The 14,982-nt window shown below is 71.4% G+C and carries 15 protein-coding genes; 4 read left to right on the top strand and 11 right to left on the bottom strand.

The window, feature by feature from the left end:
• Positions 1–171: 171 nt before the first annotated feature.
• From Pla133_RS16365 to Pla133_RS16340, 5 genes are all read right to left on the bottom strand, one after another.
• Positions 172–909: a 2OG-Fe(II) oxygenase gene (locus tag Pla133_RS16365; RefSeq protein ID WP_145067144.1), complete on the bottom strand. Its 738-nt coding sequence runs from the start codon at positions 907–909 to the stop codon at positions 172–174.
• A gap of 215 nt (positions 910–1,124) precedes the next feature.
• The gene (locus Pla133_RS16360; RefSeq protein ID WP_145067142.1) at positions 1,125–2,129 is read right to left on the bottom strand and encodes a glycosyltransferase family 2 protein; all 1,005 of its coding nucleotides are present in this window, start codon (positions 2,127–2,129) and stop codon (positions 1,125–1,127) included.
• Between the two features lie 31 nt (positions 2,130–2,160).
• Entirely contained in the window at positions 2,161–3,486 is a 1,326-nt protein-coding gene (locus Pla133_RS16355) for a protoporphyrinogen/coproporphyrinogen oxidase (RefSeq protein WP_419191609.1), read from the bottom strand.
• 224 nt (positions 3,487–3,710) lie between these two features.
• Entirely contained in the window at positions 3,711–4,688 is a 978-nt protein-coding gene (locus Pla133_RS16345) for a ribonuclease H family protein (protein WP_145067136.1), read from the bottom strand.
• Positions 4,688–5,611 (bottom strand): prolipoprotein diacylglyceryl transferase, encoded by a 924-nt coding sequence (locus Pla133_RS16340; protein WP_419195396.1) that lies wholly within the window; start codon positions 5,609–5,611, stop codon positions 4,688–4,690. Before Pla133_RS16340 ends, Pla133_RS16345 begins: the two co-directional genes overlap by 1 nt.
• 190 nt (positions 5,612–5,801) lie before the next feature.
• Here Pla133_RS16340 and Pla133_RS16335 point away from each other — a divergent pair, with 190 nt between their 5' ends.
• Positions 5,802–6,680 (top strand): tRNA pseudouridine(54/55) synthase Pus10, encoded by an 879-nt coding sequence (locus tag Pla133_RS16335; RefSeq protein ID WP_419191607.1) that lies wholly within the window; start codon positions 5,802–5,804, stop codon positions 6,678–6,680.
• Positions 6,681–6,719: 39 nt separating this feature from the next.
• Here the strand turns inward: Pla133_RS16335 and Pla133_RS16330 are convergent, their stop codons facing one another.
• Both Pla133_RS16330 and Pla133_RS16325 read right to left on the bottom strand, forming a co-directional pair.
• Positions 6,720–7,523, bottom strand: coding sequence for a ferredoxin--NADP reductase (locus tag Pla133_RS16330; RefSeq protein WP_145067130.1), 804 nt, complete (start codon positions 7,521–7,523; stop codon positions 6,720–6,722).
• Positions 7,520–7,999 carry a 3-hydroxyacyl-ACP dehydratase FabZ family protein gene (locus Pla133_RS16325; RefSeq protein WP_145067128.1) on the bottom strand — a complete coding sequence of 160 codons (480 nt, stop codon included), beginning with the start codon at positions 7,997–7,999 and terminating at the stop codon, positions 7,520–7,522. The genes Pla133_RS16330 and Pla133_RS16325 overlap by 4 nt, the downstream gene beginning before the upstream one ends.
• 91 nt (positions 8,000–8,090) lie before the next feature.
• On the opposite strand from Pla133_RS16325, the gene Pla133_RS16320 reads away from it, so the two are divergent.
• The gene (locus Pla133_RS16320) at positions 8,091–9,284 is read left to right on the top strand and encodes a trans-sulfuration enzyme family protein (RefSeq protein ID WP_145067126.1); all 1,194 of its coding nucleotides are present in this window, start codon (positions 8,091–8,093) and stop codon (positions 9,282–9,284) included.
• Between the two features lie 19 nt (positions 9,285–9,303).
• On the opposite strand, the gene Pla133_RS16315 is transcribed toward Pla133_RS16320, so the two are convergent.
• A complete protein-coding gene (locus Pla133_RS16315; protein WP_145067124.1) occupies positions 9,304–10,713 on the bottom strand; it encodes an MATE family efflux transporter in 1,410 nt (469 codons plus the stop codon).
• The gene (locus tag Pla133_RS16310) at positions 10,710–11,768 is read right to left on the bottom strand and encodes a carboxypeptidase-like regulatory domain-containing protein (RefSeq protein ID WP_419191606.1); all 1,059 of its coding nucleotides are present in this window, start codon (positions 11,766–11,768) and stop codon (positions 10,710–10,712) included. Before Pla133_RS16310 ends, Pla133_RS16315 begins: the two co-directional genes overlap by 4 nt.
• Positions 11,769–11,864: 96 nt before the next feature.
• Between Pla133_RS16310 and Pla133_RS16305 the strand changes: the two genes are divergently transcribed.
• Both Pla133_RS16305 and Pla133_RS16300 read left to right on the top strand, forming a co-directional pair.
• Entirely contained in the window at positions 11,865–12,185 is a 321-nt protein-coding gene (locus Pla133_RS16305; protein WP_419191605.1) for a rhodanese-like domain-containing protein, read from the top strand.
• A 16-nt stretch (positions 12,186–12,201) separates the two neighbouring features.
• Complete coding sequence (locus Pla133_RS16300; protein WP_145067119.1) at positions 12,202–12,747, top strand: FUN14 domain-containing protein; 546 nt, start codon at positions 12,202–12,204, stop codon at positions 12,745–12,747.
• A gap of 10 nt (positions 12,748–12,757) precedes the next feature.
• On the opposite strand, the gene Pla133_RS16295 is transcribed toward Pla133_RS16300, so the two are convergent.
• Together Pla133_RS16295 and Pla133_RS26410 are read right to left on the bottom strand one after the other, a co-directional pair.
• Positions 12,758–14,290 carry a retropepsin-like aspartic protease gene (locus Pla133_RS16295; RefSeq protein WP_145067117.1) on the bottom strand — a complete coding sequence of 511 codons (1,533 nt, stop codon included), beginning with the start codon at positions 14,288–14,290 and terminating at the stop codon, positions 12,758–12,760.
• A 25-nt stretch (positions 14,291–14,315) separates the two neighbouring features.
• The gene (locus tag Pla133_RS26410) at positions 14,316–14,909 is read right to left on the bottom strand and encodes a winged helix-turn-helix domain-containing protein (protein WP_419191604.1); all 594 of its coding nucleotides are present in this window, start codon (positions 14,907–14,909) and stop codon (positions 14,316–14,318) included.
• Positions 14,910–14,982: the final 73 nt, after the last annotated feature.

The following is a 14,982-nucleotide window of genomic DNA, read 5'->3' as shown; positions in this document are numbered from 1 at the left end:
ACTCGGCGGGCGGGGCGGCTCCGGGGGAGCACGTCGGCGCGCGGTGGTCCGGCAGGGTGCCCCGCCAGGACGTCGATGGGCGACCCAGGCTCGCTCCGAGGATCCGCAGGCGGCCGGCGCCGTCCGGTCCCTGGGCTCGCCTCTGCCTCCGTCCGCACCGAGCGCCGCTGGCTACGGACTCTCCGGCCCGAGGAACCAGGCCGTCACCGCCCAGCGCGGAGCGACACACGGGCGTACCGCGTGCTCCAGCCTGTCGGACAGGAACACCACCAGGCGATCGAGGACGGGTTGCACGTCGCGCTCGCTTCCGAGCCCGTCCTCGTCGAAGAGCTGCAACTCGCCGCCATCTCCCACGCGCCAGTTCGGGTTGAGGTAGTAGATCGCCGTGGCCCGGCGCCGCCCGCGCCCGACGAAGGCGTCGCGGTGGCGCAGGTAGCCGGGGCTGTCGCCGCGGTACAGGGCGAGTTGGACCTCGACGCCTTCCATGCCCAGCCAGGCCCGGTCTCGCAGCTCGCCCGCCACGACGTCGAAGAGGCGCCACAGGGGACCGGCGTCGGCCCCCTCCGGTCGGTCGAGCCAGCAGCTCCAGTCGCTGCGGACGTCGGTCGCATACAAGCGCCGCTCCGAGCGCCCGACCGCGGCCGGCTGCAGCGAGCCCTCCATTGCCCGCAGCTCCGCCGCCAAGAGGGCCGCCGCGGCGCTCCCCAGGACCCGATCGAAGACCAGCGCCTGCCCGCGCCCGAGGCCCGCGACCTGGTCGGGGCCGAATGCTGGTGGGTCGCCCTCGTCGCCGGGGTCGAGGCCCCGTTCGCCGCTCGAGTCGCCGCCGTCCACGGAGCGTGCTTGACCGTCGGAGGGGCGAGGAGCGGCGAGGAGTCGCGGTTCGTCCGCGGGCGCATAGGTGGGCATTCGCAGCGTCGTACCACGCCCGCGGCCGATCCGTGCAATCCGGTTTCGAGGGTGGTCGCCGTTTCGCTCGAGCCAAGGGTGCGCTCGCGGCCTACCGGCGGGTCACCGCTCGCCCACAAGGCGGCGGGGGAGGCCGTGCCGCCAGGTCTCGTGCGCGCCGAGGCCTCAGGGCGGGTGGACCGGTAGCCGCGTGGGTCTGCCAGGTCCGCTGGTGTTCACACCCCGCGCCGCACCTTGCCGTCGAACCAGCGCCAGAAAGCGCTCTCGTTCACCTTCCAGTGGCTGCGGGCTCCCAGGAACTGGGCCGTGGCCTCGGCCAGGGCGTACCACTTCGCGTAGCGCTTCCAGCGCTTCTTCTCGGCCTCGCTCAAGCCCGCTTGGCTGTCGAGCAGCTCGGCGTAGAACGCGGTCTGCGGCCCCCAGCCCTCGCGCACGTGCTTCCAGGTCGGCACCGTGCGCACGCCGAACAGGCGATACAGGTTGTGGTGGTCGCAGTACAGGCGCTTGAACTCGCGCTTGATCGAGATCGGGTGGCTGTGCTCGACCCGCGCGTCGGGGACGAACTGGATCGCGCCGCCGGCCAGGAGCACCTCGCGGCCCCAGGACACGTCCTCGCCGAAGCGCGCCTCGGGGAAGGGGTGGCGCTCCCAGCTCGAGCGGCGCACCGAGCTGGCCACGTTGTCGAAGGCGCAGGCCATCAGGCGCTCGAGGGGCTGGAGCTCGTCGAAGCGCGCGCGCGCCGCCTCGGGGTCGCCGATGGCCAGGTGCTGCAGCACCGGCTCCTCGCGCGACGCACTCCAGCGGCGCAGGCGCTCGGCCAGGATCGGGTCGCAGTCGGGTTGGGGGAACTGGCGCGCGTAGGCGCCGTCCACCCGCTCGTCCTCGTAGGCCGCGGCCAGGGCGCGCAGGTAGTGGGCGTCCATGGGCACGGCGTCCTGGGTCAGAAGGCACACCACCTCGCCCGAGCTGAGCCCGATGGCCACGTTGCGCGTGCGCCCGTGGTTGAACTCCGACTGGGGGATCGAGTGCACCAGGGCCCCGGCGGCGCGGGCGCGCTCGACCGTGCCGTCGCTTGACCCGGAGTCGACCACCACCAGTTGGAAGCCGCCCTCGACGTCCTGGCGTTCGAGGGCCGTGAGCAGCTCGCCGAAGCGCTCGCCGCCGTTCCAGGTGGGAATGGCGACGGACAGGGCCCGGGGCTTGGCGGTGATCGCGCTCACGGCAGGACAGGTGCGCGGGGCCGCGCTCGCCTCAGCCCTTCACCGCTTGACCAGCGAGCTGGTCCGCCAGCTTGCGGGCCTCGATCACGCACTGGTCGGAGTTGTGGTACTCGTACTTGCCGAAACGCCCCAGGGGCACGACGCCGACCGAGTCCAGGTACTCGAGCGCGGTGCGCTTGCGCTCTGAGAAACCGTGGTCGTAGACGATGTAGGCGTACTTGGACGAGCTGCGGTCGGTGAAGAGCAGCTCCTCCTCGCGCATCAGCCCGGCGTGGATCAGGCCGGCGATGGTCTGCTTCTCCGCCTCGGCGCCCGGGTAGGGCAGCTTGCCGTCGGAGGTGATCTCGCACATCAACGACGTCTTGCCCGCCGGCGCGTTGGTGGTCGCGTAGTTCGACATGTAGGTCACGCGGTTGGCGGGACCCTGCACGTCGTGGGGCAGGTAGATCCAGGACAGGTTCGGGTGCTCGGCGCGGTCGAGCGCCAACAGGATGCAGGTGACCGAGTTGAACTCGAGGGTTCGCATCGCCTCCGCGGGACCCGCGGGCATGCCCTCGACGATGTCGGGCAGGACATTCAGGGGCAGGGTCGAGACGACCGCGTCGAAGTCCTCGCCGTTGACGCTGTAGCGCTCGCCGACTTGTCTGACCGACTCGACCACCGTCGACAGCCGCACCTGGGCCTTCAGGCCCTCGTACAGCCCGTCGGTGATGGCCTGGAAGCCGCCGTTCTTCGGGTAGTAGAACAGCGCCTGGTGGGTGTAGCCCTCGGTGCGCATGCCGATGGCCGCCTTGAGCACGTCCGCCACCGGCGCGTCCGGCACGCGGCCGGCGACCCACTCCGATGTGATCTGGTCCAGGGGCCGCTTCCAGATCTTGGCGTTGTAGGGCGCCATGAAGTGGTCCGCGATCCCGTCGCCGAAGCGCCAGCGGATCCAGCTCGCGAAGTCGGCGGGGGCGGCCGTGTCCCTTGCCGTGCGCTCGTGCCAGGCGCGCACGTAGCCCTCGAGGCAGTCGTAGTTGGCCTGGATCGGCAGGTCGCCCAGACCGTTCTCGAAGGGGTAGTGGACCCACTTGTCCTCGAAGCGGATCTTCGTGTTCCGATCGCGCTTCTCGAACGCGTCGTCGCCGCCCGCCTGGTCCTTCATCCACTGCATAGCGGCGGCATCCTTGCTGAACAGGATGTGCCCGCCGGCAACGTCGTAGGTGTAGCCGTCGACGGTCTTCGACTGGCACAGCCCGCCGGCCACCGGTGCGGCCTCGAACAGGTGCAGGTCGGTGATGGGGCGACCACGCTCCACCAGGAAGCGTGCAAGGGCCATGCCGGAAACGCCGGCACCGAGGATGGCGGTCTTCAAGGGTCGGGGCTGGGGGAGGCGCCGGTGGGGGAGGGTTCCGCCCCATCGGTGGGGGCCGGACCCGAATCCTAGCCCGCGGCGGCGCTCGGCGTCGTCCCGGCGGCGCCGCCATCCACCTTTCTGACCGCATCTTTGCCGCTCGGCGACGTGGGCCTGCGTGCGGCTGCGGCCCCTGATCAGGCGCGGAGCCGATCTCGGGCGCGGTGTCCGCGCTTCGCGCCCGCTCAGCGTCGTCGCACGATCAGGTCGCGCTCGAGGTCCGCCGCGGCCAGGGCCTGCTCCGCGTCCGCGAGCCAGCGCCGCCCGTCGGTGGCGTAGCCGGCGGTGGGCTTGAGCCCCACCTGGCGCTCGGCGAACCAACCGTTGAAGGCCTCCATCGAGAGCTCGCGGGCGTACTTGGCCAGGCACGAGGCCAGTGCCACCGCGAAGCTGTCCCGATCGGCCTTCTCCACGAAGACCGCCTCGCCCCCGTGACCGCCCCCGTGGCGCTCGAGGCGGTAGGCGGAGCGGCCGTCGCTCTCCTCGATCAGGTGCACCGTCGCGTCCCCCAGGGCGCGGGCCAGGTCCGGTCCGTAGTGGGCGCGACCGCCCTGGCGATCGACCACCAGGTCCAACTCGTGGTCGGTGCTGCGTCGCCACAGGTAGCGCAGGATCGGCCCGACCTGACCCCAGACCGCGGTGGACTTGTTGCCGGTCGCGTCGAAGGCGCGGTTGAGCTCGCCGGCGGGCACCAATCGCACCCCCAGGTCGACGATCTCGATCTGCGCTGTGGCCAGGGCGCGGCGCAGGCGCTCGGCGCGCAGCTCGACCCAACCGGCCTCCGACCACAGGGGCAGAGCCCCGGGCAAGGACGTGTACCAGGGGTGCGCGGCCAGGCACTCGGCGCTGGGACCGAGCACGCTCGGCAGGAACTCCGCCGGTCTCGCCGGAATGCGCTCGGCGCCGCGCCGCGCGCCGAGGAAGGCCAGGGCCGTGGCCTCGAGCCGCTTGCGCCCGCGAGGGTTGCGGCTGAAGACGCGCTTGGAGTCGGCCACCACCAGCCGCTCCTTGTCGTGGGTCGGCTCCGAGCCGACGACGGACTCCAGCGCCGCCCAGGGATCGACGCCGCGCTCGGGCAGGCGCAGCACGACCCAACCCAGGCACAGGGGTCCGAGGATCGGACCCAGGCCCGCCTCGTCGACGCCGGCGGCGAGGATCGCCATCAGGCTCGGACCTCCCCCCGGCGCAGGTCCTCGCGCCGCGCGCGGCTGGCGAACAAGAGGGCGCCACACCCCACGGCCAACGGAATCGACAGCAGCTGCGAAGTCGAGAGGGCGCCGCCGAACCACAGGCCGCGCACCTCGTCGCCGCGGAAGACCTCGATCGCGAAGCGCCCGAGCCCGTAGACCAGACCGAGCGTCAACGCCACCTGCCCCGCGTAGCGCCGGCGCGGCAGGAGCCAGAAGCCGCAGAGGCCGATGGCGAGGGCACCGATCGACATCCAAGTCTGGGTGGCCCACAGGACGCGCCCGGCCAGCTCGTGGGGGAACAGGCTCTCCGGGTTGGCCTGCAGCCAGGCGGCGCTCGGCACCCGCAGGGTCACGGGGAAGGGCAGCCGCTCGAAGGCCTCGGGTACGACGCGCCCGTGGTCGTCCCCGACCATCAGGCAGCCCACGCGACCGATGGCTTGGCCGACGAATCCGCAGGCGAGGCCCGTGTCGAGGGCGCTGGGCAGGCTCAGACCTTGGCGCCGCGCGCTCCAGGCCCCGGCGACGACCGCGCCGATGAGGCCGCCGTACATCACCATCCCGCCCTTCCACAGGTAGAGCGCCTCCCAGGGGGCCTGGACCAGGCGTGCTCCTACCGGCGACGCGGCCGCGCCACCGGCCGCCAGGCGCGTGAGCTCCACGCCCACGTAGCCAAGGCGCGCTCCGAGCAGCATCCCGACCAGGATCCAGAAGGAGACCGCAGCCGCCCGGTGGGGGTCGCGGGCGGGGTCGGCCCCGTGTTCGGCTAGGGCGCGGGGCCACAGGAGGTGGGCGCCGACCAGGAACCCCAGGGCGACCATCAAGCCGAAGGCGCGCACGGGGATCCCGCCGGGGAGCTCGAACAGCACGGGGTGCATCGGCCGCATGGTACGGCTCACGGGGGACCGGTCGCAGGCTCGAGGGGACGCGAGTCGGGGCGCGCCTTCAAGGGGACGCCCGCGCCGGCTATCCTCTTCGCCCTCTCGACGGGGAAAGGTCCTCGTCGACCGAACGTTCGAGTCGTTCCGGGGCAGCGCGCCGCGCTCCCCGCCCTGCCGCGGCGGTCCAAGCCGCGGCGAGATCGCACCCATGACCCAGACCCCGAGCACCGACTCGCGTCCGTCGGGCCGCAAGGCCAACCTGCCCCAGTCCAAGGTCTTCGTGGAGGGGCGCTACCGCAAGCTCTCGCGCGACCTGCCCCAGACGGTCTTCTTCTGCCCCGAATGCAAGGGGCACCAGCGCCGGCGCAAGGGCTGCGCGACCTGCGAGGGCTTCGGGAAGCTGACCCGCGATTCGGTCCAGGAGCTGGTCGGCTGGGTCGCGGCCAAGGCCTTCGGCACGCGCAAGAACAAGTTCCACGGCGCCGGCCGCGAGGACGTGGACGTGCGGATGCTCGGGCGCGGGCGGCCGTTCGTGCTCGAGATGATCAACCCCAAGCTGTCCGGGGTCGACCTGGCCGAGCTGGAGGAGGAGATCAACCGTCGCAACGAGGGGCGGCTCGAGATCCAGAACCTGCACTGGACCGAGCGCACGCGGGTGCGCGCGATCAAGGAGACGCCCCACGCCAAGCTCTACTCGGCCCTGGTCGAGTTCGAGGCGCCGATCGAGCGCGCCAAGCTCGACGAGCTCCTGGGCCAGCGCATCGAGATCGTCCAGGAGACGCCCCAGCGGGTGGCGCACCGGCGCGCGGTGCTCGACCGCACGCGCTGGATCGAGATCGTCAACATCGAGGCCATCGCGGACTCCGGCGAGCTGCGCTACCAGATCGATCTGCGCACCGAGCACGGAACCTACGTCAAGGAGGTCCTGAGCGGCGAGGAGGGGCGCACGCGCCCGTCCCTGGGCGGGCTGGTCGGCGGCAAGTGCCGCTGTGTGGAGCTCGACGTGCTCGAGATCCTCGACGAGGAGGGCGAGTCGCCCAGCCCCGCCCCCGGTCGCCCGCCGGCCTTCGGCGAAGGCATCGGTTGAGCGATCGGCTGCGCGCCGGCAGGCATCGCGACGCCGGCTCTACCAGTAGCGCTCGAGGTGCAGCTGACCCGGGTCGCGCTTGCGATGGCGCTTGAACCCGCGGCCGTCGAGGTCCTGCTCGACCTCGTCGATCATGTTCGGGTTGCCGCACAGGAACACCTGGCAGTGCTGGGGCTCGAGGGTCGCGCCCACCTGGGCCTCGTAGACCTCGGGCGCGAGCACGCTGTCCACGCGGCCGGTCAGGCCGGTCCAGCGTCCGTCGGTACCCGGCTTGGACAGGATCGGCACGTAGACCACGTCGTCGCGCTCCGCCGCCATGGCCTCCAGCTCGGCGCGGTAGCCCAGGTCGGTCTCGATCCGCACGCCGTTGATCAGCACGAAGCGGCGCCAGAGCTGGCGCGGCTCGAACTGGCGCAGCATCGAGATGAACGGCGCGATGCCCGTCCCGGTCGAGACCATCACCAGGTCCCGCTCGGCCGCGACCGGCTCGTCGGGGAGCATGGCCAGGGTGAACTTGCCGATCGCGCGCTCTTCCATCCAGACCCGGTCGTCGACCTGCAGCTCCATCAACAGCGGCGTCAGCGCGCCGCCGTCCACGACCCGGATGATGAACTCGATCTCGGCGTCCTTGGGGGCCGAGGCGATCGAGTAGGGCCGCTTGACCAGGCCGGTCTGGCCGCTCTCGTCCTCGGCCCTGCGCGGCGGCAGGCCGAGGTTGACGAACTGTCCGGGCTCGAACTCCAAGTGCGCGCCGCTGTCGTACACCGCGCGCAGGATGAACAGCCCACCGCCCAGGTCTTCGCGGGTGGTGATGCGGGCATTGAGCGGCGTGGGTCCACTCACACGACGACTCCGAGGATCTCGGCTTCGAAGACCAGTTGGCCGTCGACGAAGCCCTGGGCCTTGTACGTGAACATCCGGCTGCGCACGCGCACCACGCGGCCGGCGAAGAACATCGTGACCCCCGGCTGCACCGCGGCGCGGAAGCGCACGTTGTCGACGCCCCCGAAGCCCACGAACTGTCCCTCGAGGTCCTTGCGGAAGTGCAGGAAGTGGTAGGTGCAGACCTGGGCCGCGGCCTCGATCATCAACACCCCGGGGAATAGCGGGCGCCCGGGGATGTGGTCGTGGGTCCACCAGTCCCCGGCTGTGATCTCCTTGATGCCGACGATCGTGCCGCCCTCGAGATCCATGTGGACGATGGCGTCGACCATCTCGAAGCGCCCGCGCTGCTGCAGCGTCTCGAGCACCTTCGGCTTGTCGGCGACGATCGTGGACGCGTCGAGGAGGGATGCGGGGACGATGGGTTCAGCGGCCATGGATAGTGGATCGGGGTGCGGGGAGCGGCCGAGTCTACGGGGGCCGCGCCCCGATTCAACGCGGGTGCCCGGGAGGGGTTAGGCTGCGCCCATGAGCGACCCTCGAAAGCGGTCCGGGCGAGGCCCTTCGACTTCCAGCGTCCACGCCGGCAGGGGCGAGGGCGCAGTGGGCAGCGGCGTGTCCCTGCCCCTCGATCGCTCGTCGACCTTCCGCGTGGACGAACAGGCCTACCGCCTGCGCGAGGCCGGACGGGGCTACGAGGCGATGGTCTACGCCCGCGAGACCAACCCGACGGTGGAGGCCGTGGAGCGCCGCCTGGCAGCACTCGAGGGCGCCGAACAGGCCCTGCTCTTCGCCTCGGGCATGGCGGCCCTCCACGCGGCGCTGATGGCGCTGCTGGACGGCGGGGGACAGGTGGCCCTGTCCGATCGGATCTACGGCGGGACGACGGGCCTGATCGACGCCTTGCTGCCGCGCATCGGCAGCGGCGTCTCGACCTTCGACCCCGGTCGTCCGGCGAGCCTCGAGGCGGCCATGCGCGCCGAGACGCGCCTGGTGATCTGCGAGAGCCTCTCCAATCCGACCCTGCGCGTGGCGGACATCCCGCGCCTGGCGGAGCTCACTCGGGCGGGCGGCGCCTTGATCTTGGTCGATGCGACTTTCGTCACGCCGGCGCTCCAGCGCCCGCTCGAGCTCGGCGCCGACCTGGTGTGGCACTCGGCCAGCAAGTACCTGGGCGGTCACTCGGACCTGATCGGCGGCGTGCTGGCCGGACCGCGCAAGTTGATATCCGCCTGCCGCGCCTGGCGCACCCGTGCCGGCGGCTGCGCCGACCCCGACATGGCCTGGCTGCTCGAACGGGGCCTGAAGACGCTCGCTCTGCGGATGCGCGCCCACGACCACAACGCGCGCGGCCTGGCCACCTGGCTCGCCGCCCATCCGAAGGTCAGCGTGGTGCACCATCCCTCGCGCGCCGATCACGAGCAGCGCGCGTTGGCTTCGGAGTTGATGCGTGGCTCGGGTGGAATGCTGAGCTTCGAGTTGGCGGGTGGCGACCCGGCGGCGGCCCGGGTACTCGCCAACCTGGAGCTGTTCACGGAGGCGCCGAGCCTGGGTGGCGTCGAGAGTCTGGTCAGCCCGCCGGCGCGCATGAGTCACGTCGGCCAGAGCGATGCGGCCCTACGCGCCGCCGACATCGGTCCGGGTTGCCTGCGCCTGTCGGTCGGGATCGAGGACCTCGACGACCTGCTCCAGGACCTCGAGATCGCCCTCGAGCACGCTTGAGCCAAGGGGCGCGCGCAGCTCAGGCGCCGATGCGCGCCAGCCACTCGCGCTTCTCCACCTCGCGCCAGAACAGCGTGGCCTTCAGCACGGTGGTCAAGTTGATCGCCCACCAAAGCCCGGCCGGACCCAGGCCCAGTCCCAGGGCCAGGGTCCAGGCCAGGGGCACGCGCAGCACGTTGCCGAAGCCCGAGATCCAGGGGATCGAGCGCGAGTGACCCGAGCCCAGGAGGATGCGCTCGTTGACCGTCTCGACCGCTACCCAGTACTGCGAGCAGCCGAGCACCATCACGTAGAGCACCGTCTCGCGCAGCACGTCCGGGTCCTGGGTGAACAGGCTCCCGAGGGGGCGCGCCAGGAGGAAGAAGCCGGCCGCCGTGGTGAGGCCGACCATGCGACCCAGGCGACGCGAGCTGCCCACGACCCCCAGGGCGCGTGCGCGGTCGCCGGCGCCGAGGGCCTGGCCGACCAGCGAGGCCGCCGCCATGCCCACGCCCAGGAAGCAAGGAAAGGCGATGCCTTCGAAGACCTGGAAGCCGATTCCCAGCCCCGCCTTGACCGCGTCCGGTAGCTCCGCGACCACGAGCGCGAACATGGTCCAGTAGACGCCGGCGTAGAGCGCGATCGACAGGGACGCGGGCAGGGACACGCGCACGATCTCGCGCAGGAGGGCGAAGTCGGCGGCGAAGCGCGGGCGCAGGGGGACGGCGAACAGCGAGCGCAACAGGGCCAGTCCGACCAGGACCGAGACCACGCGACTGGCGACCGTGGCGTAGCCCGCGCCCGCGATGCCCATGCCTTCGAGCTCGAGGGCTGCGCCGACCCGCGCGACGAGGCCGACCAGCGGCGCGCCCGGCATGACCTCGGCCGCGTGGGAGCCGTAGATCAAGAGCGGGTTCAACAGGAAGTTGACCGCGATCGCGATCACGTTGAGTCCCATCGGGATCCAGACGCGACCGCGGGCGATGAAGATGTCGTCCAGGGTCGGGACCAGGTACAGCACGGCGCAGCCCAGGAAGAGCACGCGCATGTACTGCTCGGCGCTCGTGGCCGTGGCGCCCTCGAGGCTCAAGAGGTCCACGATCCACGGCAGCGCCGGGGGCACGATCAGTGCGGCCGCCGTGCCCAGGAACAGGGCCAGGGCCAGGGTGTGGCGCGCGACCCGCACGAAGCGCGTCTCGTCGCCCGCGCCCTTGGCGCGCGCGCCCAGGGCCAGGGCCCCGCCGGCGGCCAGGAAGGCCACGGCGAAGCTCATGATGAACACGAACATCGACGTGCCCACGGCGCTCTGGGCCGACTCGCCCAGACCTTGGATCCAATACTGGTCGTTGATCCGGTAGGCGTTGTTGAGCAGGAACGCGATGGCCACGGGCCAGGCGTAGCGCAGCACCTCGCGAACCGGCACGGGCGAGGGCTGGACGTCCTCGCTCACGGCCTCAGCTCGAGCACGATGTCGTGGACCTCGCCGTCGTCCGGGACGTCGGCCGCGACGAAGGCGCGTCCGAGACCCTCCTCGGCGGCGCGTAGGCGGAAGGTGCCAGCCGGCAAGAGCGGCACCAGGGCCTCGCCCCGGCTGTCCGTCACCACGTCCACGTACCCGCCGTTGTTGCCGGAGCCGCGCACGCGCACCCCGGCCAGGGGACCGCCGATGGCGTCGACGGTCAGGATCCGGACGGTCTCGAGCACCGGCACCTGGATCGTCGGAATGGCCACCGACGGCGGCCGGACCTCGATCGTGCGCGCGTCGAGCACCGGCGCGTCGGGCGGGCCGACCAGCAGTCGATAGTCGCCGTCGGGCACCGCGTCGAAGCGGAAGAAGCCGGCGTGGTCGGTGTCGACCGTACGACGCAGCGCGGTGGTGGGCACCTCGAGGGTGACCTGCAAGCCCTCGACCACCGAGCCGTCCATGTCGAGCACCCGGCCGTCGACGAACGCCGCGCGCTCCATGTGGAGCACCAGGTAGACGTTTTCGCGGCCAGGGCTGAGCACGACCGGCGCGCGGTCGGCCCTGAAGCCCTCGGCCTCGGGGAAGACGTCGTAGCCGGCCAGGGGCAGCTCGTTCAGCTCGAAGGTCGCTCGGCCCTCGATCTCGATCCGCCGCCCGACCGCGTGGCGGGAGCCCGTGGCGAAGCGACTGGGCTCGAGCACCAGGGTCCAGCGCTCCGGAAAGGTCACGCCCTGCGGGGTCTCGACCTGCCCGCGCAGGATCCCCACCGGGCGCCCGTCGGGGGGCAGGGCCGTGGCCGCCTGGCCTTCGGTCTCGCGCCCGGTGGTCGCGGGGCGCTGGGGTGCGACGATGGTCCCGCCACTGGAGGGCCCGTCGGCCCTGCCGCCCGTGGTGGGGTTGCCCGCCGTGGGGCCCTCGCCCGTGGTCCCGTCTCGGCCGCCGAAGATCACGAGTCCGGCCACCAACGCCAGAGCGGCGGTCAGGAGCAGGACCAGGGCGGCGCGGCCAAGGCGGCCGGGGGTGGGGACATGCGCGGACATCGGGCGCGGCATCTTAGCTTCGCGGGACGGCCCGGTCCCGCCCTCGACCGCCGACCGGCTATGCTCCTGGCGCTTCGGACCCCGACGAACCTCCCCATGATCCAGTCCATCCGACCGACCGAACTGAAGGCGCGCCTCGACGGCGGCGACCAGCTCGTCCTGCTCGACGTCCGCCAGCCCGAGGAGGTCGAGATCTGTCAGATCGAGGGTGCGCTCAACATCCCCCTCGACCAGCTCGCCTCGCGCAGCGCCGAACTCGATCCCGAGGCGGAGATCGTCTGCATCTGCCACCACGGAATGCGCAGCGCCAACGCCGCCGCGTTCCTGCTCGAGCGCGACTTCGAGCGGCTGATCAACCTGACCGGCGGAATCGACGGCTGGGCGGCCACGGTCGATCCGGACATGGCGCGCTACTAGATCGGGCACCGCGACCATGACCAGCTCCAAGACCACCACGATGAACGGCTGGCACAAGACCGTTCTCTTCGTCCTGTTGGGACTGCTCGTGACGTCGGTGATAGCGCGCGCGGTGATGGGTTCGGGATCGTCCGAGCCATCGGCCGATCCCGCCGCTGGCGGCAGCGCGGTACCCGTAGCGGGCTTCGTCGAGGGGGGTAGCCCAGCACCCGCTGGCCAGGCCGGCTCGGCCCAGGCGGACGTGCCCGAGGGCGGACTCGAGGGCTTCCTGCCCTTCGTGACCGAGGGCACGTTCTTCGCCCTGATCGGCTTCGCCCTGGGCTACGCCTCGCGCAAGGTGGTCAAGATCGGCTTGGTGTTCGTCGCGATCTTCTTCGCCGGCATCCAGGGCCTGGTCTATGCGGGCATCGCCGACGTGGACTGGAGCCGCGCGGTGGAGTTGATCAACGATCTGGTTCTGAACATCCAGAAGGACCAGACCTTCACCCAGATCCTGACGGCCAAGCTGCCGACGGCGGGCGGGTTGATCGCGGGCTACCTGCTCGGATTCAGGCGGGGTTGAGCCCGCCTGCTCACTGGGAGCGGGCGATCAAGCCCAGACGTTCGCCCGGGTAGTCGAAGACGACAACGAAGGGGCGCAGCAGTCCGCTGCCGATGGTTCCCAGCGAAGCGGCGTCCGCGTGGGCTCCCTGTTCGTTGGTGGTGAAGGTCGTGACCACGTCCTCGAAGCGCCGGTCGCCCAGGGTGAACCAGTCGAGCCTGCCCGAGCGGGCCTCGGCCGATCCACCGACGCCGCCCAGCATCGCGGGCCGTGTCTCGCGGCCCTCCAGCAGCCCGAGTTGTCGCACCGCGGGGCTGTGGAACGTCACGGAGCCCGAGTCTCCGGTGTCGATCCGAAACAGGCCCGAGCGGTCGCCCTCGAAGCTGCAGATGACGCAGGGCAGGCCGCCCTGCACCTCGAGGTCGATCCACGTCGCGTCCTCGACTTCGAAGCCAGCGGGGTCGTGCAGCCACAGGCTCGGCCCATCGAGGTCGAGCTGGACGATTGCCCGCGCGAACAGGTCGTAGCCACAGATGCCGGCGATCGGAACGCCGAAGACCGGTTCGAGGAAGTCCAGCTCGAGCTCGACGTAGACCGGATCGCGCTGCTCCAGCGGGCCGAGAACGAAGCTGGCGCCCTGGCGGAAACTGGCGAGGACCGTGCCGGCATTGCCCACGGCGGGTACCTCGCCGAACTCGGGCAGCTCCAGCCGATCGGCCGCGCCGGGGTCGATGCAGAGTTGGCCGGCGCCGGTGTCGAGGATGAACCAGCCCACGTCGCGCCCGTCGACGCGCGGGTTGACCAACAGGTGCCCGCTCGCGACTCGGCGCAGCTCGACCTCGGCGGGTGCCTCGGGGTTGAAGCGAACGTCGGTCGCCCGTCGACCGCGCAGGCCGAACCGGTCGCCGGCCGGATCGGGGTCGGGCCCGGCCGCTTCGATCCGCACGAAGCCCCGCACGCCAGCCTGGGAGTAGTCCACCCTGTGTGCGATGGGGATGCCGGCGACGGGGCGGTAGTCGCTGAACTCGACCAGGGCTTCGAAGCCGTTGTCGTTGCGACTCAAGCGCCTCGGGAGTGCCGTCTCGGGATCCAGGGTCAGGAGGGCCTCGACCCCGGTGCTCGGGAAACTGAGTCGCAGCTCCGGTTGATCCTCGATTGGTTCGACCCGCAGCGCATCACCCGCATCGGCCCACCAGCCGCTGTGGACCCATTGGGCCAACAGGGACGCGTCGAGTTCGGCGCCGCGCAACGGCCTCGCCGGACCGCCGCGCGCCGCGGACCAGGACTCGTCGCTGTCCCAGGTGCTGACCTGGGCCAAGGGCCCGTCGGTCTCGTAGCGGTAGGCGCCATCGGCCCTGAAGCACAGCTCGAAGGTGGCATCGACGCCGCGCCCACGGGTCGTCCCGGTGAAGCGCAGTCCCTGTTCGAGCATCGACCACTGCGGCCGCTGGGCTGCCAGGCGGGCTCGCGCCAGCAACCCGTCCGGGGACTGGAAGGTGGGTGCCGCGCTCGCGGTGCAGAGCAGCAGGCAGGCGGTCGCCGAGATCCGGAGGGAGTTCTTCATGGTTGTGGGGTCCGTACCGTGGGAGTCAGCGCGCGCGCTCCTCGAGCGGGCACAGGGTCAGGGTCAAGGCGTGAACCTGCCCCTCGGCGTTGTTCGAGTGGCCGCGGAGCAAGGAGGAGAGTTCGTCGAGCAGGCGATTCACCTCCCTCAATTCGTCCGGCCCAAGGCGTGCGCGGACGCGCTGGACCGTGAGGTTGCGATCCGGGCCCTCGGTGCGGACGGAGCCCGACTCGAGCGCGGACTCGACGTTCCTCGAGCCCATTCGGTGCACCGCCTGTGCGCCTTGCAGCCAAGCGCGGCGACTGGCGGCCGAGCCGGGATCCAGACGCATCACCACGCTGCGCGAGGTGGCCGCATAGATCGCCCCGTTGCGACCGGCCTCGCCCTCGCCGGCCGCGCGATCCTTCAGGCGCTCGAGCACGCCCAGCTGCTCCAGCTTGCGCAAGTGGTAGTAGAGCGCGTCGGCCGGGCGGCCCAGGCGCACGGCGAGGTCCGCCACTGACGCCGGCCCGCAGGCCTGCAGGCAGTCGTACAACTCGAGCCGTGCGGGCTTGAAGAACTCGGCCACCGCCTGGGGGCCGAGGGCCAACTGGTCGGGCCTGTTGCTTCGGTTGGTCACGGTAGCCAATTCGTGAAAGAACGCAGACCATTTCAAAAAAGCGAGACGCTGAACAGCCCTCGCCCGAGCTGCC

The sequence above is a fragment of the Engelhardtia mirabilis genome (genome assembly GCF_007748095.1).
In the GTDB taxonomy this organism is placed as follows: Bacteria; Planctomycetota; UBA1135; order UBA1135.
Note: the sequence above shows the minus strand (reverse complement) of the source record. Positions and strands in the feature narration are given on the sequence as shown.